This window comes from Olleya sp. KKT75, from assembly GCF_055635485.1.
In genome coordinates this window covers 2,215,467-2,237,591 of sequence record NZ_CM145759.1, presented here as the reverse complement: position 1 = coordinate 2,237,591, position 22,125 = coordinate 2,215,467, and the positions used below count along the sequence as shown (strand labels likewise).

23 protein-coding genes, 2 tRNA genes and 1 pseudogene are annotated in these 22,125 nt (G+C 32.8%); 13 read left to right on the top strand and 13 right to left on the bottom strand.

The window, feature by feature from the left end; genetic code table 11:
• Positions 1–395 precede the first annotated feature (395 nt).
• The 4 genes from ACZ2G2_RS09935 (at position 396) to ACZ2G2_RS09920 (ending at position 1,796) form a co-directional block, all read left to right on the top strand.
• Positions 396–548 (top strand): SsrA-binding protein, encoded by a 153-nt coding sequence (locus tag ACZ2G2_RS09935; protein WP_470391987.1) that lies wholly within the window; start codon positions 396–398, stop codon positions 546–548.
• 67 nt (positions 549–615) lie between these two features.
• Positions 616–689 (top strand) — tRNA-Arg (locus ACZ2G2_RS09930).
• Positions 690–824: 135 nt separating this feature from the next.
• Positions 825–1,526 carry a M50 family metallopeptidase gene (locus ACZ2G2_RS09925; RefSeq protein WP_470391986.1) on the top strand — a complete coding sequence of 234 codons (702 nt, stop codon included), beginning with the start codon at positions 825–827 and terminating at the stop codon, positions 1,524–1,526.
• A gap of 66 nt (positions 1,527–1,592) precedes the next feature.
• Complete coding sequence (locus tag ACZ2G2_RS09920) at positions 1,593–1,796, top strand: YgaP family membrane protein (RefSeq protein ID WP_090840071.1); 204 nt, start codon at positions 1,593–1,595, stop codon at positions 1,794–1,796.
• Positions 1,797–1,840: 44 nt separating this feature from the next.
• Here ACZ2G2_RS09920 and ACZ2G2_RS09915 read toward each other — a convergent pair whose 3' ends face one another.
• From ACZ2G2_RS09915 to ACZ2G2_RS09885, 7 genes are all read right to left on the bottom strand, one after another.
• The gene (locus tag ACZ2G2_RS09915) at positions 1,841–2,116 is read right to left on the bottom strand and encodes an ATP-dependent Clp protease adaptor ClpS (protein WP_090840133.1); all 276 of its coding nucleotides are present in this window, start codon (positions 2,114–2,116) and stop codon (positions 1,841–1,843) included.
• Positions 2,117–2,212: 96 nt separating this feature from the next.
• Complete coding sequence (locus tag ACZ2G2_RS09910; RefSeq protein ID WP_470391985.1) at positions 2,213–3,043, bottom strand: M57 family metalloprotease; 831 nt, start codon at positions 3,041–3,043, stop codon at positions 2,213–2,215.
• A 236-nt stretch (positions 3,044–3,279) separates the two neighbouring features.
• Complete coding sequence (gene prmA / locus ACZ2G2_RS09905; protein WP_470391984.1) at positions 3,280–4,119, bottom strand: 50S ribosomal protein L11 methyltransferase; 840 nt, start codon at positions 4,117–4,119, stop codon at positions 3,280–3,282.
• A 146-nt stretch (positions 4,120–4,265) separates the two neighbouring features.
• Positions 4,266–5,015: a triose-phosphate isomerase gene (gene tpiA / locus ACZ2G2_RS09900; protein ID WP_470391983.1), complete on the bottom strand. Its 750-nt coding sequence runs from the start codon at positions 5,013–5,015 to the stop codon at positions 4,266–4,268.
• Positions 5,016–5,026: 11 nt separating this feature from the next.
• On the bottom strand, positions 5,027–6,103 hold the full coding sequence (locus ACZ2G2_RS09895) for an ABC transporter permease (protein WP_281847188.1): 1,077 nt from the start codon (positions 6,101–6,103) through the stop codon (positions 5,027–5,029).
• 102 nt (positions 6,104–6,205) lie between these two features.
• Positions 6,206–7,510 carry a BT_3928 family protein gene (locus tag ACZ2G2_RS09890; RefSeq protein ID WP_470391982.1) on the bottom strand — a complete coding sequence of 435 codons (1,305 nt, stop codon included), beginning with the start codon at positions 7,508–7,510 and terminating at the stop codon, positions 6,206–6,208.
• A 34-nt stretch (positions 7,511–7,544) separates the two neighbouring features.
• A complete protein-coding gene (locus ACZ2G2_RS09885; protein ID WP_470391981.1) occupies positions 7,545–8,084 on the bottom strand; it encodes a DUF1599 domain-containing protein in 540 nt (179 codons plus the stop codon).
• A gap of 115 nt (positions 8,085–8,199) precedes the next feature.
• On the opposite strand from ACZ2G2_RS09885, the gene folP reads away from it, so the two are divergent.
• From folP to ACZ2G2_RS09865, 4 genes are all read left to right on the top strand, one after another.
• Complete coding sequence (gene folP / locus ACZ2G2_RS09880; protein ID WP_470391980.1) at positions 8,200–9,024, top strand: dihydropteroate synthase; 825 nt, start codon at positions 8,200–8,202, stop codon at positions 9,022–9,024.
• Positions 9,017–9,724 carry a hypothetical protein gene (locus ACZ2G2_RS09875; RefSeq protein WP_470391979.1) on the top strand — a complete coding sequence of 236 codons (708 nt, stop codon included), beginning with the start codon at positions 9,017–9,019 and terminating at the stop codon, positions 9,722–9,724. The genes folP and ACZ2G2_RS09875 overlap by 8 nt, the downstream gene beginning before the upstream one ends.
• 35 nt (positions 9,725–9,759) lie before the next feature.
• Positions 9,760–10,545 (top strand): diadenylate cyclase CdaA, encoded by a 786-nt coding sequence (gene cdaA / locus ACZ2G2_RS09870; protein WP_232782599.1) that lies wholly within the window; start codon positions 9,760–9,762, stop codon positions 10,543–10,545.
• Between the two features lie 75 nt (positions 10,546–10,620).
• Positions 10,621–11,022 carry a hypothetical protein gene (locus ACZ2G2_RS09865; protein ID WP_470391978.1) on the top strand — a complete coding sequence of 134 codons (402 nt, stop codon included), beginning with the start codon at positions 10,621–10,623 and terminating at the stop codon, positions 11,020–11,022.
• 118 nt (positions 11,023–11,140) lie between these two features.
• On the opposite strand, the gene ACZ2G2_RS09860 is transcribed toward ACZ2G2_RS09865, so the two are convergent.
• Positions 11,141–12,913 carry an ABC transporter ATP-binding protein gene (locus ACZ2G2_RS09860; protein ID WP_090840093.1) on the bottom strand — a complete coding sequence of 591 codons (1,773 nt, stop codon included), beginning with the start codon at positions 12,911–12,913 and terminating at the stop codon, positions 11,141–11,143.
• Complete coding sequence (truA, locus tag ACZ2G2_RS09855) at positions 12,906–13,655, bottom strand: tRNA pseudouridine(38-40) synthase TruA (RefSeq protein WP_470391977.1); 750 nt, start codon at positions 13,653–13,655, stop codon at positions 12,906–12,908. The genes ACZ2G2_RS09860 and truA overlap by 8 nt, the downstream gene beginning before the upstream one ends.
• A gap of 154 nt (positions 13,656–13,809) precedes the next feature.
• On the opposite strand from truA, the gene ACZ2G2_RS09850 reads away from it, so the two are divergent.
• The gene (locus ACZ2G2_RS09850; protein ID WP_470391976.1) at positions 13,810–14,304 is read left to right on the top strand and encodes a metallophosphoesterase family protein; all 495 of its coding nucleotides are present in this window, start codon (positions 13,810–13,812) and stop codon (positions 14,302–14,304) included.
• An 86-nt stretch (positions 14,305–14,390) separates the two neighbouring features.
• Here the strand turns inward: ACZ2G2_RS09850 and ACZ2G2_RS09845 are convergent, their stop codons facing one another.
• The gene (locus ACZ2G2_RS09845) at positions 14,391–14,804 is read right to left on the bottom strand and encodes a DUF4293 domain-containing protein (RefSeq protein ID WP_470391975.1); all 414 of its coding nucleotides are present in this window, start codon (positions 14,802–14,804) and stop codon (positions 14,391–14,393) included.
• A gap of 293 nt (positions 14,805–15,097) precedes the next feature.
• Here ACZ2G2_RS09845 and rho point away from each other — a divergent pair, with 293 nt between their 5' ends.
• A complete protein-coding gene (gene rho / locus ACZ2G2_RS09840) occupies positions 15,098–16,807 on the top strand; it encodes a transcription termination factor Rho (protein ID WP_470391974.1) in 1,710 nt (569 codons plus the stop codon).
• Positions 16,808–17,127: 320 nt separating this feature from the next.
• Here the strand turns inward: rho and rpsT are convergent, their stop codons facing one another.
• The 3 genes from rpsT to proS form a co-directional block, all read right to left on the bottom strand.
• A complete protein-coding gene (gene rpsT, locus ACZ2G2_RS09835; RefSeq protein WP_470391973.1) occupies positions 17,128–17,379 on the bottom strand; it encodes a 30S ribosomal protein S20 in 252 nt (83 codons plus the stop codon).
• Between the two features lie 32 nt (positions 17,380–17,411).
• Positions 17,412–17,483, bottom strand: a tRNA-Glu gene (locus tag ACZ2G2_RS09830).
• 146 nt (positions 17,484–17,629) lie between these two features.
• Entirely contained in the window at positions 17,630–19,108 is a 1,479-nt protein-coding gene (gene proS, locus ACZ2G2_RS09825; RefSeq protein ID WP_470391972.1) for a proline--tRNA ligase, read from the bottom strand.
• 101 nt (positions 19,109–19,209) lie between these two features.
• Between proS and ACZ2G2_RS09820 the strand changes: the two genes are divergently transcribed.
• The 3 genes and pseudogenes from ACZ2G2_RS09820 to ACZ2G2_RS09810 all read left to right on the top strand — a co-directional run.
• Entirely contained in the window at positions 19,210–20,184 is a 975-nt protein-coding gene (locus ACZ2G2_RS09820) for a hypothetical protein (protein WP_470391971.1), read from the top strand.
• A gap of 32 nt (positions 20,185–20,216) precedes the next feature.
• A complete protein-coding gene (locus ACZ2G2_RS09815; protein WP_470391970.1) occupies positions 20,217–21,737 on the top strand; it encodes an OmpP1/FadL family transporter in 1,521 nt (506 codons plus the stop codon).
• A gap of 226 nt (positions 21,738–21,963) precedes the next feature.
• Positions 21,964–22,101, top strand: a pseudogene (locus ACZ2G2_RS09810) (dodecin family protein); the annotation flags it as partial.
• Positions 22,102–22,125 lie beyond the last annotated feature (24 nt).

The window sequence follows — 22,125 nt, the reverse complement described above, 5'->3', positions numbered from 1 at the left end:
TACAATTATTATAAATCAAAACCATAAACACGATTTAGAGTTACACATTATAACTTTGATAAAGATATAAAAGTAAAAATCGAAACACATGACGTTTATTTACTTATATAAGTAAAGTCAAATGTATCAATATCCCTGTTTTTGCTTGGTAGATATTATTTAAAAAATATATCTTCAAAAAACAATCCTGAAAATGGATGTAATTACTAACCCTTTAAACTACAAAATTATGCTAACACTTGCCAAAATGATAATCGACATTTTAACATCGGTTATACTGTAAACCATAAAATGTAAAACTTAGTCTAGAATAAGTTTTACCATTTTATTTAAAACTCTAAATCATTAGGCAGATAGTCACTAAAGCTATAATTTTGAACCCTAATTAAAAGGGAATGAAAAAAACATTTTTTAAGTTTTTATCTAAAGTTAATAAACTTATACTACCAAGTTATACAAAGCAAAAACTGGATCTAAGCAAAGCCTCTAAATTACAGATGGCTATTTTTGGCTGGAAGGTATTTGTAACTAAAAACGCATTAAATTAAAATTAATCGTCAAATAGTTTTGATGTTAATATAAATAATCCATATATTTGCACCCACGAAAAAAAAAGGCCTCGTGGCGCAACTGAATAGCGCACTTGATTACGGCTCAAGAGGTTACTGGTTTGAATCCAGTCGAGGTCACTTAGTAAAACCAGCATATTTCAATAATATTTGAAATTGCTGGTTTTTTTTTATCCTGTATTTTCCTAAAAAACACAATTAATTAATCATTAAAATAAGATTACTTGTATTTTTAGGGACGACAACTATTACTTAATGACACTAACAGATAAAAAATACCAAAGCATACACTTAATTGTATTGATTGTATTAGTTACACTACTGTGGAATACCCTATTGGTCTATCCTATTAAATTGTTTGTGGTAATGCTTCATGAAATGAGTCATGGATTAATGGCTATTGCTTTTGGCGGACAAATAATTGAAATACAAATTAGTCAACACATTGGAGGCTATTGCTTATACACGATCTCTCCTACTTTTTGGAGCGAATTTATGACCGGAAGTGCCGGTTACCTTGGTAGCTTATTCTGGGGCTCTCTAATACTAGTCTTAGCTGTCAAATCAGAACGGGACAAGTACATTACATTGCTTATCGGGATGATCTTAATAATACTTTCTTACTTTGTTTTACAATCTGGCGAGTTTTTTGGTACCGCTATGACCTTTGGACTTGGTCTTTTTATGCTAATTGCATTTAAATACTTTGGTACTTTTTTTCACGATTTATGGCTTAAATTTTTAGGAATAACCTCTTGTGCTTATGTTATCTTAGACATAAAAGGAGACTTAATAGACAATAGTAATATTGGAAGTGATGCTGACGCTATTGCAGCATTAACAGGTATACCAAGTGTGCTTGTTGGTGTAATTTGGATGGTTATAGCCGTAATTACTATGTTTATGGTGCTGCGCTATGTATACCAAAAACAAAAAGCAGAAGCTAACGTACTGTAAAAAATACTTTAAAAAAGTTACTTCTTTATTTCTAATGCTTACTTTTAAGTAATAAATACTAGTATTATGAAAAAAAATATGGGAGCTTTAGATAAAAGCTTAAGAGTATTAGCAGCTATATTTATAGCCTTACTTTATTATCTAGATATACTTAGCGGAATGGTAGCCTATGTCTTAATGGCTGTAGCAATCGTGTTTTTAATAACAAGCTTTGTCAACTTTTGCCCACTGTATGCCATTTTAGGCGTAAATACTTGTAAAAGAAAATAACAAGCATAAAAAAAAAGAGTCTTTATAATTAAAGACTCTTTTTTTTAAATAATTTCTGCACTTAACCCTGCTTCTAGCAGCATTGTGCATCGTGGTTCCAACTCTTTATAAGCACCTGTTTTAACCGTGCATTGCCCTTTATAATGCACTAAAATAGTACATTGCTCTGCTTGCTCTGGTGTATGATCACAGGCATAAATTAAACTATCTATGACATGATCAAATGTATTTACATCATCGTTATAAACAACAATTTCATTGTTTGGCTTCTCTAAAGTATCGACCTCGTGTTGTTCTTGTATTTTCTCTTTTGTACTCATACGTACTTCTTTTTGGTATAAAAGTAAAAAATTATTAGACATAAAAAAAGGCTTCTGTCGCAACAGAAGCCTTTTTAATACGTATTTAACTAAATATTAATACATTATACGTAATGCATTAACATCATCAGTACCAAACTCTCCATCTTCACTTGTACTAAAACAAGCTAACATTACAGACGTCGCTGGATCATTTCCACCTAAATCAATTGCTCCGATAGATCCTGCACCTTCATTTTGGTTTTGACCACAACTAGCTCTGTTAAACCAATCTGTGTGTCTAAATCCAATAGAATGTCCAATTTCATGAGTAATAACATGCTCTACTACATTAGTATCATAACTATCTAAACCGTACAATTGTACAAATTTATTTGGGTTACCATTACTGGGAAAACCTGCCGATCCACCAGAACCAGACTCATTTGGGTTATGATACACTACCATGTCTTTAGATTGGTAGTTGGTTCCGAATGTTAATTGAAACGAAATTGAAACTCCGCTTAATGCATTATAATTATTAACAGCCCATTGTAAAGCTGTTCTCTCTTTTGAAGACAACGCATTGCTACCTCCTGTATAACCAATAATTGTAATGGTTTTACCTTGAGAAACTAGGTTGTTTGTACGATAGTTTCGATCTGTAGAAGCCTCGTCTTCAAGACTTAAGACTTCTTCTTCACTCATAAAAATATCACCTTCTACCTCAATCATTTCTTTTGTGGTACCGTCGGGTAATAAAAAATCGACTAGTTTGACATTATTAGTGTTGATTTGCGCATTGGCTAATTTTTCTAATACTTTTGCCGAAATTTCTTTTTTTGCTATTGCTTCTTCTTCAATAGAGGTTGTTTCTTCTTTTTGACAGGATTGTAATCCTAAAATAAAACACAGGCTGGCTAGAGCCATAAATTTAATTTTGTTCATTTTGGTTGAATTTTAAATTAATAAATGGTTTGCTTTACGTAAAATGTTTCACATGATCTTTAAACGTTAGTTTAAGGGTATTTTGCTATTAACCAAATGTGAGATAATTATCAAGTCAAAGGTAAATGATTAAAAAAGAAGAATGTTGCGGTTTTTACCACAAAAAATAGCGTTTTTACATTAAAAATGTTAAAACGCTATTTTATTAATAATAAAACTAGATTTTTAGCTCTAATTTATTGCTTTTCAAATTTAAGTGCAACCCAATTATTTCTTGTTAATGTATCTTTTAAAACAAGCTGGTTATCGTTACACTCCTTTTCTATCATTGGGATGTCTTCTTGGTAAAAACCACTTAAAAACAGGCTGCCTTTTGCATCAAGACATTTTGAATATGTTGCAATGTCGTTTAATAAGATGTTACGATTAATGTTTGCTATAATGGTATCGTACTTTTTATCTTTTAAAAGCGCTGCTTCCCCCTCATAAACAGAAATATGTTTACAATTGTTACGCTCCACGTTTTCTAAGCTATTTAAGTAGCACCAGTTATCAATATCTATAGCATCTAATGGTTTTGCACCTTTCATCTCTGCTAGTATCGCTAAAACAGCTGTACCGCATCCCATATCTAAAACGGACTTGCCTTCAAAATCGTTTTTAAGAATATGCTGGATCATCATGTGTGTGGTTTCATGATGCCCTGTTCCAAAACTCATTTTTGGTTCGATGATAATATCATATTCTGTATCAAACTTGTCATGGAATGGTGCACGTACTGCACACAGATCATCGACTACTATTGGGTTAAAGTTTTTCTCCCACTCTTCGTTCCAATTGGTTTGCTCAATTTCGTCAAAGGTATATGTGATTTTAAACTCGTCTGACTTTAATATTTGGATATCGTCCAAAATAGTATCGTAATACTCTTCTTTTTGGATGTATGCTGTAACCCCTTCTTCGGTCTCTACAAAGCTTTCAAATCCTGCGTAACCTAATTCTGCAATAAGAATTTCTGTTCCTGGTTGCATTGGTTGCACTTTAAAGTAATACCCTATGTAAATAATATTTGACATTTTAATTTGTACTGTATTTTGCAGATTAGCCTGCGTTAGCGGTTGTAGTGGCATCCTTTTTTTGCTGCCATATATGGCAAAAAAAGATATAACGGAAGACGCGACCCTTGTGGTAACGCCCAAATTATTCTGAATTTTGTTTGTGTTTAAAAGGCGTTTACGATCGCGTAAAAATCTTCAGCTTTTAAGGCTGCTCCACCAATTAATCCACCATCTACGTCTGGTTTTGAAAAAATTTCTTTGGCATTTGCAGGTTTTACACTACCACCGTAAAGGATTGTCATGTCATCCGCTACTTGGTTACCGTATTTGTCATTTAATGTTTTACGGATAAATTTGTGCATGTCTTGTGCTTGTTCTGGACTTGCTGTTTCGCCAGTTCCAATTGCCCATACAGGCTCATAAGCCAACACGATATTTTTGAATACTGAAGCCTCTAAATGAAACAATGCGTTTTTAATTTGACTTTCCACTACTGCTTCATGATTTGCAGCTTTACGGTCTGCTAGTTCTTCTCCAAAACAGAAAATGACACGCAAATCTTTTGATAAGGCTTGATCTACTTTTTTAGCTAAAATAGCATCATCTTCGTTAAAATACGCACGACGCTCTGAATGTCCTAGGATTACCGTTTTTATACCTACGCTTTTAAGCATATCTGCATTAACCTCTCCGGTATATGCACCGTTTTCTGCAAAGTGCATGTTTTGTGCAATAACCTCGATATCGTCTTCTCTAGTTGCTTCATAAGCATGCCATAAGTTAGTATATGTTGGCGCAATCATAACCTCTGCATTAGATGTTTTTGTTTGCTTTTTTAAATCTGAAATTAATGCTTCTGATTGTGGTAAATCATTATTCATTTTCCAGTTTCCGGCTACTATGTTTTTTCTCATGACGTTGTGTTTTATTCTAATTTAACTTTTGGATCTAACCAAGTGTATATAATATCTACAAAAATATTAATTATAATGAATAGTAAGGCGATAATTAACACAGAACCCATAATTACAGGTAAATCTAAGGTGTTAAGCGCATTTACAATTTCTTTTCCTAATCCGTTCCATCCAAAAATATACTCCACAAACACTGCGCCTGCTAGCATACTTGCAAACCACCCTGATATTGCAGTGACTACTGGATTTAGTGCATTTTTAATGGCGTGCTTTTTTATAATCTGAAACTCTGATAAGCCTTTTGCTCTGGCTGTTCTGATATAATCTTGATTAAAGACTTCTAATAAAGAGTTACGCATTAATTGTATCACGACTGCTAATGGTCTAATCCCTAAAACAATTGCTGGTAGGATTAAGTTTTTCCATTTAATGTGCATTTTTTCGCCAAAATCATCCAACTCGTAAAGGCTACCTGTCATTTCTAGATTGGTATATTTATGTAATACAAACCCAAATAACCATGCAAATAATATGGCACTAAAAAAAGACGGTACGCTCATCCCTAAAGTACTTAATATTTGAATAATTTTATCTAAAAATGTGTCTTTTTTTAATGCTGAAATCACACCTAATATAACGCCTAAAAAGATTGCGATTAATATTGCCGAAACTGCTAACACAAACGTATTGGGTAAGGTCTCTGATAATACTTGGCTTACTTTTTTGCCTTGTTTGGTAAAGGATTCCCGTAAGTACGGAAATTTTATAACTGTAGTTGTGTTACCTATTGCAAACAGTTGTGTTGCTGAATATTTATTTTGACTTAAATAGGTATAGTCACCTTCTGTTTTAGAATGAAATGAGATTGGTGACAAATCGTTTAAATAATAAAAATACTGCGTCGCAACAGGCTTATCAAAACCATACTTTTTTTTAATAATGGCTAATTGCTGACTATCCTCGTTTTGACCCAACATCATTTGTGCTGGATCTCCTGGAAGGACACTAAATAAGAGGAATATAACGGTTACCACACCAAATAAGGTGAGTAATGCATACAGGGTTTTATTTAGTAAATAGGTTATCAGATTGTTTTATTTATTTTAGATACGTTGTTCTACTGCTTTACAAAAAAATGTGCTTCTCGATACATTTTGCTCGTACCTCACAAAACACTTGAAGTGACGTTATTATTTTTTAAGCGTAATTTTAATCACACTCGTAATATTTTTTTGTGTGTCTATATTTAGTGAGTCCAATTGTGTTCTGTCTTTAAATACATCCATTCTCTCAATAGTTTCTGGATCCAAAGCCTCTGTCTCTGCTTTTGTTGCCAAAGCATCATCAATAAAATAAGCAGTAACCTCCTGAACTAATTTAGGTGCTGGACGATCAACTTTAGGCAATGCTAATTGGTCAATATCATTCCAATGTACTTTTTGGATAATGGTTCCTTTTTCTAATTTTAATAATCCTGGATTAGAGCGGATGATTGTTTTTAAAGCAGTTTCATCACAGAAATAGTAATCAAAACCTAACTTGTAATCGGACTTAACTTGCGCTACTTTATCCTCTCCAGAGGCTGTTAAACCAATAACATCATAACCGTTAGCAATTGCCATATCCGATGCTATTTTTATCGCTTTTAAACCCTCTGTTTCTGATATTGCCAAATTATAATTAACAATTAGTAACACGTGCGGTCTTGTTAAAATATCTTGCGTAAAGTCCTCACCATCTTTTTCTATTGAAAAATCATGGATTGGTGGCTCATAACCTTCAGATATTGTTTTAGTAGTTACACCTACATATGTACCTGTAGATTCTGGATATGATCCGCTTGTCATGTATGCCTTTTCTGTACCGTTCTCATCAAATACCCAAGTGTATTCTATTACAGGTTGTGGTGCATCTTCCGGAACAATCATGTTATCTGTAATGTTGTTTCCTATTTTAAAAGGTCTAAAGTCAATTGATGGTAAATGCATTAATACGTGGTATGCAAATCCTAAACATGCTATAAAACTTAATAAAGACAGTATGGTTGTGGTTAACTTTCCAAAAAATGGTTTGACGTGTTTTATTCCGAAGAAAATAATTAGAATTAAAACTAACAGAAAAACGTCTTTACCAAAGCTTTCCCATGGGTCCATCTTCATGGCATCACCAAAGCATCCGCAGTCTTTTACTTTATCAAAATACGCTGAGTAAAATGTTAAGAATGTAAAAAAGATAATCATTAATAATAAACTCCAAATCGTGAATTTAGGCTTGTATCCAATAATTAAAAAGATACCTAAAAGCACTTCAAAAACAACTACTATTATTGAAATCCCTAAAGCATAAGGAATAAAAAATGGTAAATCTAAAACGGTTGGACCAAAATACTCCTCTAATTTAAAAGCAAATCCAATAGGATCATTAAGCTTTATAAATCCCGAAATAATAAAAAATATACCAACAAATATTCTTAAAAAACCGACTATGTATTTCATAACTATAATTAAATATCAAATTGCAAAAGCAATTTTATTGTTCTGTTAAATGTATCATGGCAAAAATGGCGTAATTAATCATGTCTTGATAATTAGCATCTATCCCTTCGCTTACAATTGTTTTTCCTGAATTGTCTTCAATTTGCTTAACACGTAATAATTTTTGTAAAATTAAATCCGTTAAACTACTTACACGCATATCTCTCCAAGCCTCTCCATAATCATGGTTTTTGTCTTGCATTAACTGTTTTGTTGCTTTGACCTGTGCATCGTATAAAACCGTAGCTTCTTCAACTTCTAAATCAGGTTGCTCTACCACGCCTTTTTCTAACTGGATTAAAGCCATAATGCAATAGTTGATAATCCCGATAAATTCGCTTTGCTCGCCTTCGTCAACTTTACGCACATCATTTTGTTGCAGACCTCTAATACGTTGCGCCTTTATAAAAATCTGATCTGTTAAAGATGGTAAACGTAAAATGCGCCAAGCACTTCCGTAATCCGTCATTTTATTAATAAAAAGGTCGCGACAGGTTTTTATAACAGTATCGTATTGTTTTGAAGTATCTTGCATATTTGATAAACTCTAATTGAATTTTGCGTAAATTTCGCATAAAATTATTTAAACGTCAAGGTTTAGGGTTTAAAGTTTTACTAAGCTTATCCCAACACCATATATAAGTGTACAAATGACAATAAATTGTAAAGGCAAACTTATAGATTTAAGTACTCCAAAAGTAATGGGTATTTTAAATGTTACACCCGATTCTTTTTTTGATGGCGGACGTTATAAAGACGAAACTTCTATTTTGAATCAAGTCAAAAACATGCTAGATCAAGGCGCTACTTTTATAGATATTGGTGCTTATAGTTCTAGACCAAATGCGCCGTTTGTATCTGAAGACGAAGAATTGCAGCGTATTTTACCAATAATCAAACTTCTGGCAGATAAATTTCCTGATATCAATATTTCAGTAGACACGTTTAGAAGTACTATTGCGAAAGCAACAGTTGAGGCGGGAGCTGCTTTGATTAACGATATTTCGGCAGGTCATTTAGATAACAACATGCTGCAAACCATCGCTGATTTACATGTCCCTTATATTATGATGCATATGCGAGGTACGCCTCAAACCATGCAAACAATGACGGTTTATGATAATTTAATAAAAGACATAAACTTTTATTTTTCAGAGCGTATTGCAACAGCTCGTGCTTTAGGCATTATTGATTTAGTTTTAGATCCTGGTTTTGGTTTTGCTAAAACATTAGAACAGAATTTTGAACTACTAAATAATTTTGAACTTTTAAATATTACCGAATTACCATTACTAGCTGGTCTATCCAGAAAATCTATGATTTACAAAACGTTAGACACTACAGCAAATAACGCCTTAAACGGGACCACTGCTTTACACATGATTGCTTTGCAAAAAGGCGCTAAAATACTGCGCGTGCATGATGTTAAAGAAGCTCAAGAATGTATCACACTTTACAATCAATTACATGCTTAACAGATTATTATTTATCAGTATAGTGCTTTTATTTTTTTCCTGCGGAAATGAAAAACTACTGGAACTACCAGAAATACAAAATGCAGACATAACAGAAGTTTTAGACGTCTCGCCTGCCTATATTTTTTATGATGAAACCAAACAAGATAGTGTCGAGTTAAACCGAAAAAACTTAATTATATCTACAAATTGGTTATTTAATGTTGACAAACGTTTAACGCTAGAACAAGCGTTACCATCAATAATAAAACTACAAGAGAAAAAGCGTAATGCAACTATGCATAAAAATGAAAAAGCTAGAAATTATTATACTTGCAATGATACGAGCATTAAAAATTTAGGGTTTATTGATTTTACTGATGTTGAGTATCATTTAAATTACACTGAAACCAAATATGAAGATATTGAAATAGATGATAATTCATTTGACATAAATCTTATTATTAATAGTCTTGAAGATATTACTATAAATTCTTTTATGATTTTAGGAGAAACGAATTTGGACAAATTAAATGATTATCTAAAAGAAAAACTTAACGATTTAAATCTTGACGATAAGGAACATGGAGGCGACTTTTATAATCTGCAAATAGGTTTCAATAAAAGTTTAAATTTTCAAGATTACATATCTATAAAATCAAAATTATTGCATTTCAAAAATGAAAGGACTGTTATTAATAAAATCGAGCATATCTTTTAACCCAATTATATTAAATTTACAAAAACACTTTTCCCTTGGAAATATTTAAAGACATTTTAAAATTCAGTTGGATAGACATGATCGACGTGGTGTTAGTAGCACTACTACTATATTACGTTTACAAACTAGTAAAAGGTACTGTTGCCATTAATATCTTTATTGGTATTGTGGTTATCTATTTTATCTACCTTACGGTAGAAGCCTTAAAAATGGTCTTACTTACCAAGATTCTAGGTGGTTTTATTAGTGTTGGTTTTATTGCCTTAATTATTGTCTTCCAACAAGAAGTCAGAAAGTTTTTATTGATGATTGGAAGCACCAATTTTGCCAGCAGGCGTAAGTTTTTAAGTCAGTTAAAATTTTTAAAGATAGAACAAGGGACATCTACAGATATTGATGCTATCATCTCTGCCTGCAATAAAATGAGTAGTACTAAAACAGGTGCTTTAATTGTTTTAGAACGTAATAATAATCTTGATTTTATTGCTAATACAGGTGACGAAATGAATATCAGAGTCACGCAACCTATTATTGAAAGTATCTTTTTTAAAAATAGCCCATTACATGATGGTGCCATTATAATACAAGATAATATTGTAAAAGCAACACGTGTTATTTTACCTGTAAATAACGAAAAAAACATTCCGCAACGTTTTGGTTTACGTCACCGTGCAGCAGTTGGTGTTACGGAGCGTACAGATGCTATTGCAATTGCTGTAAGTGAAGAAACAGGCCAAATTTCTTGTTTTAGGAATGGAGAATTCCTTCCGTTTGAAGACACTATTGAATTAGCAGAAATTTTGAAGAATGATTTAGAATAAGTTTGAATTCAACATCTTTAAAAGCCAAAACAACACACCTCTTATACATTTTACATTAATTGAAAGATTATAGCAATGGACATTAACTACAATCAAAAAGACAAAACAATTGACATTAAAGATGGGTTAAAATCCCAGTATTTTATGATCAAAGCATTAATGATTCTAAACCTTATTAATGCCCTTCTTAATGTCTCTTATATTAGTGAAGACGGAATTGGTTTTATGCAAATCATTTGGCTAATATTAGGGATTGTATCAATAGTAGTCTTATATTTTTTCTTTTTCAAAAAATCAAGTAAAGAAAAAATTGAAATTAAAACAATAGAACGATTAACAGAAAAAACCGTTTTTGGTTCTAAACGAATGTCTTTAAAATTAACAAATGGAAAAAGTCGCGATTTAGCATATCTAAAAACTTCTGAAGAAATTTCTAAAGTAAAAAAAATGCTTGCTAAAATAGGTGTTCCGGTTTAAGGCTAATTTAAATCTAAATTACCTGATTTTATTCTTCAATAATAATCAAATATTAGTCATTAAAAATCAATAACTACTATATGCCTTAAGGGTAATTACATTTCTGCTTAAGCAGAAATTAAGCCACCTTCTCTGCTTGTAAGAACTGTACTTCGTATAAATTCTTATAATACCCATTTTCTTTTTTAAGCAACTCGTCATGTGTTCCTTGCTCCACAATTAAACCGGCATCCATAACAATTATATTATCTGCCTTCTGGATGGTTGCTAATCTATGAGCAATAACTATAGACGTACGTCCTTTTGTTATTTTCTCTGTTGCTGTTTGTATTAATTGCTCTGAATACGAATCCACAGAAGACGTGGCTTCATCTAACACCAAAATACTTGGATTGGTTACATACGCACGTAAAAAAGAAATTAATTGTCGTTGTCCTGAAGATAACATCACACCTCTTTCCTTAACGTTATAATGGTAACCGTTTGGCAAACTCATAATAAAATCGTGTATTCCAATATCTTTGGCTGCTTTTACAACATCAGCTTCAGTAATACCTGGACTATTTAATGTTATATTATTTAAAATAGTATCTGCAAACAAAAACACATCCTGTAACACAACTGCTATTTGCTGTCTTAAAGAAACTAAAGTATAATCCTTAATATCTGTATTATCAACAGCTATAGTACCTGAATTAATTTCGTAAAAACGATTTAATAAATTAATAACTGTACTTTTTCCTGCTCCTGTAGCACCTACGATTGCAACTGTATCTCCAGCATTAACATTAAAACTAATGCCTTTTAAAACTTCTTCATCTTCAACATAACTAAAATGTACCTTATCAAAATTGATAGCGCCTTTAAAATTATCTGCTATTAAGTGTCCTGAATTATCAATATGAGAGGTCGTATCTAATATTTTAAAAACACGATTAGAAGCAATCATACCCATTTGAAGCGTATTAAACTTATCTGCTATTTGACGCAAAGGTCTAAACAACATCGGGATCATGGTAATAAACATAAACAAATCTCCAGGCGTAACATTACTGCCTTCAACTAATATATTTAAACCACCAAACCATACGACTAAACCTGTTGTTAACGATCCTAAAAATTCTGCAATTGGAAAAAATATCGAGTTATACCAAACCGTTTTTAACCAGGCTTTTTTATGACGATTATTAATTTCTTTAAAGTTTTTATACTCGGTATCTTCCCTTGTAAAGAGTTGTAATATTTTCATACCCGTAACACGCTCTTGCACAAACGAGTTTAAGTTAGACACCTCATTTCGTACATCTTCAAACGCACGTTTCATGTAACGTTGAAAAATTTTAGTTGCAAATAAAACAATAGGTAAAGTCACAAATACAATTAAACTTAACTGCCAATTGTAATATAACATAGCTCCAGAAATAACTACCATAACTAGTAAATCTCTGATAATTGTAAATAAGCCATCCCCAAAAACAGAAGCAATACGCTCCATATCTGTGACCGCTCTTGTAATTAAAACACCAACAGAAGAGGTATTAAAATATTTCATTTTAAAACTAAGGATATGGTCAAATAATTTAACACGTATGTCTTTTACCATTTTTAATCCTAACCATGAAGAATAGAATATAAAAAACAACTGAAGTACAACTTGCGCCACCAATAAGACAATCATTAAAACAATTAGATAAACAAAACCATTGTAGTCCTTTTTAACCAAATGCTCATCAATAATTTCTCTAAGTAATACAGGCGTTGCAATACTTAAAGCGCCTAATATCAATACAGATAAAATCAAACCATAAAATACGGTTCTGTAAGGTTTTGTGTATTTAAACAAGCGTTTAAACAACTCTAAATCAAATATGTTTTCTTTTGTCTTAGTCATTTAGTTTTATTGTATCAGGGTAAGCGACTTCTGTTAAATATAATCCCTTTGCAGGAACAGAAAAACCAGCATTACATCTGTTTTTTGATTGTATAATAGTATGTAAATCTTCAACTTTAATCTTACCAACACCAATATTAATCAATGTACCAACTATAGCTCTTACCATGTTTCTTAAAAAGCGATCGGCTTTAATCGTAAACTGTAACTCACCATCAATTAGTTTCCATTGGGCTGCCATAATATTACAATTGTATGTTTTGACATCCGTATGTGTTTTTGAAAAGCACTGAAAATCTTTGTAATCAAACAAAATTTTTGTCGCTTCATTCATTTTCTCAATATCTAAAGCATGCTTCAAAAAATAAGCTTGATCTACATTAAAAGGACTTTTTTGCAATGCTACACGATATAAATACGCTCTGCTTGTTGCATGAAAACGTGCATGCATATCTTCCTTGACTTTAAAAATAGATTGAATAGCAATATCCTCTGGTAAAAACGAGTTTAATTTATACTGCAATTTATCTGCATTAAAAACAACCGCTGTATCAAAATGCGCAAATAACTGTTTAGCATGTACACCCGCATCTGTACGTCCTGCTCCCATCACAACAATGGTTTCTCCTAAAATAGTAGATAAAGCCTTTTCCAAAACCTCTTGTACAGATATAGCGTTTGGTTGTTTTTGCCAACCATGATAATTTGTTCCGTTATAAGATAATTCTATAAAATAGCGCAAGAAAGCTGTATTTTTACATATTAAAAAGCAAAGATAATATAAAGACAGAAGCTTAAAGTCCGAAGCCTTATTTTTTAAGAATAGTTTACATAAAATAAACAAAACAGGCAACAGTAATACTTAAACGCAACGTCCTGAAAAAAACTCAGCATAAATGAAAAAAATATTATTACTATCCGATACTCACAGTCATATTGATGATGCGGTTTTAAACCATATCAAACAAGCAGACGAGGTTTGGCACGCTGGAGATATTGGAGATTTAAAAGTAACAGATGCTATTAAAGCCCTTAAACCTTTACGTGCCGTTTGGGGAAATATAGATAATGATAAAGCTAGAGCTGAATTTCCTGAAAACAATAGATTTACTATTGATGGTGTTGATGTTTGGATTACACACATTGGTGGTTATCCAAATAGATATAATATTAGAATTAGAGAAGAAATAAAGGCAGACCCTCCAAAACTTTTTATCTGTGGACACTCACATATCCTAAAAGTTATGCCAGACAAAAAGCTAGGATTATTACACATGAATCCCGGCGCAATCGGCATACATGGGTTTCACAACGTGAGAACTATGTTACGCTTTACAATAGATAATGGAAAAATTGATAATCTAGAAGTTATAGAATACCCAAGAAAATAAAAGACTTAATAAAACTGCTATAAAACAAAAAAACCGAAGCTTTCGCTTCGGTTTTTTCTCGCACTAATACTACTAAGATGTTAGGTTTAACGTAATCGATCCACAGATTTGACAAGATCTTCATCCTTCTTAATGGCTCTGTTTGATAAAATCAAAAAGACGATAGAAATAACAGGAAGGAAGATCCCAACACCTTTCTCAGAAACATCACTTGCTTCTCCAGATGCGCTTAGGGTTCGGTACACGAAAAATCCTAGTAAAATTAAATTTAATATCTGATTTAGTCGTCCCAACATAAATTGAGACTTTCTATTTTTATAACTGAAAATTGAAATTAATGCTAACACCGCAGACCCTAAGAACAAACCAAAAATAACTAGTTCATCTTTTGCATGAACTACGACTTCATTAGTTGTTGTCCATAAATCAAAAGTGAAGATTAACCCACCAGAAACTACAGCAACAATTAATAAATAAACAGTTTGAATGCGTTGTAACATATAAAAATTTCAAAATATTGAAAAACAAAAATATAGTTTCTTTTCCTATAAAAGAAACATCTAGCGCTAAAAATTAGCATAAATAACAAATCACAATCACAAACTTCTGTACATCAATTAAAAAGGAATAAACATAGACACATAAATAAAAAATTGAAATAAATGTTGTATAATTGCAGTAACGCAATGCAACACTCACACTAGCAGAACGTTAATTCTTCAGAAGTATATCTTATTTTCTTCAAGAAATAAACAATTCAAATTACATCAACACATAAGTTAATTCAACATCAATGTTTGAAATCTCACAATTAAAAGAAATGAAGCTTCCTGAATTGCAGGATATAGCTAAAAAACTGAGCGTATCAAAGTTTCGTTCATTAAAAAAATTAGACTTAGTATATCAAATACTTGATAAACAAGCAGCAGATCCAAAAGCTGTTTTAGAAGTAAAAAAAGAGGATACTCCTGTTAAAAAAGCGCCAGTAAAAAAGGCAGCTCCCGTAAAAGCAGAAACTACAGATAAGCCAACTGCTCCAAAGCCTAAAAGAGCCAGAGTTAGCAAGCCTATCCAAAAAGCAGCACCTACTGCGCCACCGCAATTAGATTTAAAACCGGAAGCAGAAGCAGAAGTTGTAGTTAAAAAAGAAGTGAGTGAAAAAGAGGTTAAAGCAAAAGCACCTGCTAAACCACAACCAAAAAAACCAGTTCACAATCATCAAAAAAATAAGCAGTCTAACGACAGTAAAGACGATAAGCAAAGCGACAACAAGCAGCCTAACCGTCCTAAACATGCTAACCAAAAAAATCAGAAAAATCAGAAAAATGGTAACCAGCATAACGGTAACAAAGACAACCGTAACCGTTACAGAGAACCAGATTTTGAATTTGACGCAATAATAGAAAGCGAAGGAGTCTTAGACATCATGCAAGATGGTTATGGTTTTTTACGTTCTTCAGATTATAACTACCTATCATCACCAGATGATATTTATGTATCGCAATCTCAAATCCGCTTATTTGGATTAAAAGTAGGAGATACAGTATTAGGTCAAGTAAGACCTCCAAAAGAAGGCGAAAAATATTTCCCGTTAATTAAAGTAAGCAAAATAAACGGTCAAAACCCAAATGTGGTTAGAGATCGTGTTGCTTTTGAGCATTTAACACCTTTGTTTCCACAAGAAAAATTCAATATTGCCGAAAAGCAAGCGACTATTTCTACAAGAATAATGGATTTGTTCGCGCCAATAGGTAAAGGACAACGTGGTATGATTGTATCACAGCCAAAAACAGGTAAAACAATGCTTTTAAAGGATGTCGCCAATGCTATTGCAGCAAACCATCCTGAAGTATACCAAATGATATTACTAATTGACGAGCGTCCTGAAGAAGTAACAGACATGCAACGTAATGTTCGTGGAGAAGTTATTGCTTCTACTTTTGATAAAGAAGCGCATGAGCATGTAAAAATTGCTAACATCGTATTAGAAAAAGCAAAACGATTGGTAGAATGTGGACACGATGTTGTAATCTTATTAGATTCAATAACACGTTTAGCCAGAGCATACAACTCCGTACAACCAGCATCAGGAAAAATACTTTCTGGAGGTGTAGATGCAAATGCATTACACAAACCAAAACGTTTCTTTGGAGCTGCACGTAATATAGAAAATGGAGGATCACTAACTATTATTGCAACAGCATTAACAGAAACAGGATCTAAAATGGACGAAGTTATCTTTGAAGAATTTAAAGGTACCGGTAACATGGAGCTACAATTAGATCGTAAAATATCTAACCGTCGTATTTTCCCTGCAATTGATTTAACATCATCAAGCACACGTCGTGACGATATCTTATTAGACGCAACAACCATACAACGTATGTGGGTAATGCGTAAGTACCTTGCAGATATGAACCCTGTAGAAGCTATGGAATTTATAAATGACCGCTTTAAACAGACTAGAAACAACGAAGAGTTTTTAATCTCAATGAATGGTTAGACACTAAAACACATAAACTAAAAAAGCCTTAACAATCGTTAAGGCTTTTTTATGCGCTAAAGCAAACATTTAAGCTTACTAGTTCTATTTTCTTTTAGGGCGTTACCTATATCCTGATTCAAGCTCAGGCTAAAGGTCGCGTCATCCGTTACAAGTTTTGGCTCAAAGCGCAAGCTCGCCAAAAGCTATCCACTACTACCGCTAACGCAATACCAGAGAACATTACTTTAAATATATAATAAAGACAACCAAAATGTAAGGCACAAAAAAAAGCGCTCCATAAAATGAAGCACTTATAATTTTTAATAATTAAAAGCTAGTTATAAAGCAGCTACGTGCTTAGATAAACTAGATTTTAAGTTAGAAGCTTTGTTAGTATGAATAATATTCTTCTTAGCTAATCTGTCTAACATAGACACTACAGAAGGAAATAAAGCTTCAGCTTCTTTCTTATCTTCTAATTCACGTAATTTTTTGATAGCATTACGAGTAGTCTTATGTTGGTACTTATTTAACAAACGCTTAGCTTCGTTACTTCTGATTCTTTTTAAAGTTGACTTGTGATTTGCCATTTTTGTTTCCTTATTTTTTTTTATAAAAATTGTAGCCCGTAGGGGAGTCGAACCCCTCTTACATGGATGAAAACCATGCGTCCTAGCCGATAGACGAACGGGCCATTTGATTATTGAGAGCGCAAATATAAAACATATTTTTTAAACTTGCAAACTTTTCAAATAACTTAGCAACGTTTCCATTGCGGGTGCAAATATACAACTATATTTAAGTGTTGCAACAATTTTTACAAAAAAAATTAAAAAAACTTTAATAAGCTTTCGCAAATAATACGCGACGTCCTGATTCTCTGCCAGTAAGCACACAAATTCCTTTTTCAATTTTTCCGTCTAAAGGAAGACATCTGATTGTAGCTTTGGTAATTTCCTTAATTTTATCTTCAGTTTCGGCAGTTCCATCCCAATGTGCAGAAATAAATCCACCCTTTTCTTCTAAAACTTTTTTAAATTCTTCAAAAGTTTCTACTTCTGTGATGTGCGTATCTCTATAATTTAAAGCTTTCTTGTACAAAGTATCTTGTATTTCTGTCATTAAGCCCTCTACTCTATCCGTTAAAGTATCTAATGCAACAACTTCTTTAGTTAGAGTATCACGTCTAGCAAGCTCCACTGTACCGTTTTCTAAATCTCTTGACCCTATCGCTATCCTTAATGGCACACCTTGCAATTCGTGCTGTGCAAACTTAGCACCTGGTCTATACGTATCTCTATTATCAAACTTCACAGAAATATTTTTACTTCTTAACTCTGTCATTATACCATTAACCACTTCTGTAATAGCTGCCAATTGTTCGTCTGTCTTATATATAGGAACAATAACAACTTGGTTTGGTGCTAATTTTGGAGGTAATACTAATCCATGATCATCACTATGTGTCATAATTAGTGCACCCATTAACCTTGTAGATACTCCCCAAGATGTTGCCCATACATATTCTTGCTTTCCTTCTTTAGATGTAAACTTAACATCAAATGCTTTAGCAAAGTTTTGTCCTAAAAAGTGAGACGTTCCAGCTTGTAGTGCTTTTCCATCTTGCATTAAAGCTTCTATACAATACGTTTCATCAGCTCCAGCAAAACGTTCGCTTTCTGTTTTCAATCCTTGAATAACAGGAATAGCCATAAAGTCTTCTGTAAACGTCGCGTAAACGTTATTCATTAATTCTGCTTCAGTAATCGCTTCTTGTTTTGTTGCATGTGCTGTATGTCCTTCTTGCCATAAAAACTCTGCTGTACGTAAAAATAGACGTGTACGCATTTCCCAACGCACCACATTAGCCCATTGATTAATTAATAATGGTAAATCTCTATACGATTGTACCCAACCTTTAAAGGTGCTCCAAATAATAGCTTCACTAGTTGGTCTTACAACTAATTCTTCTTCAAGCTTAGCATTAGGATCAACTCTAAGTTTTCCTGGTTTATCTGGATCGTTCTCAAGTCTGTAATGCGTAACTACTGCGCACTCCTTTGCGAAGCCTTCAGCATTCTTTTCTTCAGCTTCAAACAGACTTTTAGGGACAAATAATGGAAAATAAGCGTTTTGATGTCCAGTTTCTTTAAACTTTTTATCTAATTCTGCTTGCATCTTCTCCCATATTGCATAGCCGTAAGGTTTTATAACCATACAGCCTCTTACTGCCGAATTTTCAGCTAAATCAGCCTCTACAACCAATTCGTTATACCATTTGGAATAATTTTCAGCTCTACTTGTTAGTTTTTTACTCATATACAGTATTTTGGCACAAAAATTGTGATTATGTTAAATAATAAAATAGTTCAGCAAAACTAACTATTTTTGTAATGTTCAACAATTAAAAACAACACGTTATGAAATTAATTAACTACTTATCTAACAAAATACCCGCTTTCACGGTTCTTTTAGCTGTTTTAGCTTTAAGTTCATGCGGATCTTACCAATATGTTGGACAAACAAGTGATGGCATCTACGGGACTACTACCGAAAATGTAGAACAAGAAACTGTTGAACTACCAGCAGAAAACAATAATGACTACTACACTAACTACTTTAAAGAAAAAGCGTTAGACGCCGAAGTGTACAGCCAAAATAATGATGATGTATTTACGGATATTGACTCTTACCAAGGATCTTATGATGAGTCTTTAGAAGAAAACAATCAAAATGCAGGTTGGGGAGCAACTAACGAGGTTGTTGTTATCAATGTGTATGACAATGGTTTTAACAACAACTTTGGTTGGGGTTACAATAACTGGGGTTATAACAATTGGGGTTATAACAACTGGGGTTACAATAACTGGGGCTGGAATAGACCTTGGGGATATAATAACTGGGGTTGGAATGCAGGATTTGGTTACGGATACGGATGGAATAACTGGGGATGGAATAATGGATTCAATAATCCTTATTGGGGTAATGGTTACGGATACGGTTATGCAAACCATAATGGCTACCATAGAAGAGGTATTTCTTACAACTCAGGAAGACGTGGTAACTATTCAAGCAGAAATGGTTTATCAAATACTAGAATAAACTCAAGAAGCACAACAACAAGATCAAGGTCAACTACTAGAACAAGATCTAACACAACAACTAGACCTAGAACAAGTACAACAACTAGACCTAGAACTAACACAACTACTAGACCAAGAACTAGTACTAGACCAAGAAGTAATAGCACAACACCAAGAACAAACAATTCTACACCTAGAACTAATAATTCTACACCTAGAACGTCAACTCCGTCAAGAAGCTCTACTAGAAGTAGCTCTTCTTCAAGAAGTAGTTCTTCATCTAGTGGAAGTTCAAGAAGAGGAAGAGGTTAAAATTGAAAAGGAAAAAAATTAAAAAAAAATCTATGAAAAAAGTAATCATATTAATAATGGGTGTCTTATCCATATCAATAAGTCAAGCCCAAAATATTAATGACGCCTTAAGATACTCTACTGGTGAAATTTTAGGAACAGCTCGTTTTCAAAGTATGAGTGGTGCTTTTGGAGCATTAGGAGGAGATTTAAGTGCTATTAGTATTAACCCTGCAGGATCTGCTGTTTTTACAAGTAGCTATGCTTCGTTCTCTTTAGGTGTTGATAATAAAGATACTGATACTAATTATTTTAATGGAAGAGGAAATGCTTCAAACTCCGATTTTAACTTAAATCAAGGTGGTGGTGTTTTTATATTTGAAAACAAAAAAACAGACTCTCCTTGGAAAAAGTTTTCTTTGGCTATAGAGTATGATATTACTAAAAATTACGACAACGACTGGAAAGTTAACGGAACAGGAAACACAAGTATTGGTGAATACTTTCTTGCAAATGCACAAGGTTTGCGATTTGACGAGATATCAGCATTTCCAGGAGAAACAACCTCTCAAGCTTATTCAGAAATAGGTAGCGCGTATGGTTACACTAACCAACAAGCTTTTTTAGGGTACGACTCTTATATTTTAGAGCCTGCCAACACAAATGATGATAATACTTTATATAGCAGTAATATTGCAGGAAATTCTTTTCAGCAAGACTACAATTACATCGCGACTGGATATAATGGAAAAATAAGTTTTAACATTGGAACACAATATGGAGAAAACACCTATTTCGGATTAAATCTTAATTCTCATTTTCTAAACTATGAGCGTTTTACTAGTTTTTATGAAACGAATAATGATGCAGCATCTGTAGTTAAAGAAGTATTATTTGAAAATACCTTAGCCACAAATGGATCTGGATTTTCTTTTCAGTTAGGAGGAATCTTTAAATTAACTAACGAGCTAAGAGCAGGAATAACTTATGAGTCTCCAACATGGATGAGTCTTGAAGATGAAACAACACAATATGTTGAAACATTTGTTTCTGACGAAAATCTAGGTGATTTTTATCAAGTTGTAGACCCAAATATTTTAAATATTTTTGAAAGCTATAGAATACAAACACCTAGTAAAATAACAGGTAGTTTAGCATATGTTTTTGGAACACAAGGTTTAATTAGTGTAGATTATTCAAGGCGTGATTACAGTAAAACAAAATTTAAACCAACATCAGACCCCGCTTTTAGCGCAGAAAACGCTTTAATGGCAAATGTGTTAACTGCTGCTTCCACTTACAAGATTGGTGCGGAATATAAAGTAAAACAATTTAGTTTTAGAGGTGGTTACAGAATAGAAGAAAGCCCATATGCTGATGACACTATAATAGGTGACCTTACAGGTTACTCTTTAGGATTAGGGTACAACTTTGGTAATACTAACCTAGACTTAGCTTACACGAGCTCTAAACAAGACAGAAGCAAACAGTTTTATAATGTTGGTTTAACCAACCCTGTTGCCTTAGATACTAAAAACTCAAATATTACTTTAACCTTAGGGTTTAAACTATAAGTCATATTTAATTTATATAAATTAAAAACCTGAACGAATGTTCAGGTTTTTTTTTATGCCTAATGCCTAATGCCTAATGCCTAATGCCTAATGCCTAATGCCTAATGCCTAATGCCTAATTTAAAATAATAGTAATTACAAAATAGAAGTACTAAAAATTTAGATAAAACTAATCTATTACCAACCAAGATATATTCTACCCCTATAAAACTAAACAAGACACCACCAAAAAGCAGTAAAGCATGCTTCTAAAAGCGTTAAAAACATTAGATCTGTATATGTACAAGATCAAAGTGCTAGTGTTAAAGATGGCGAAGTTGTTGACTTTAGAGTTAATTTAAAAATCACTTTTGAAGTAAACTAATACGTTTCTTTAAACTTATAATAA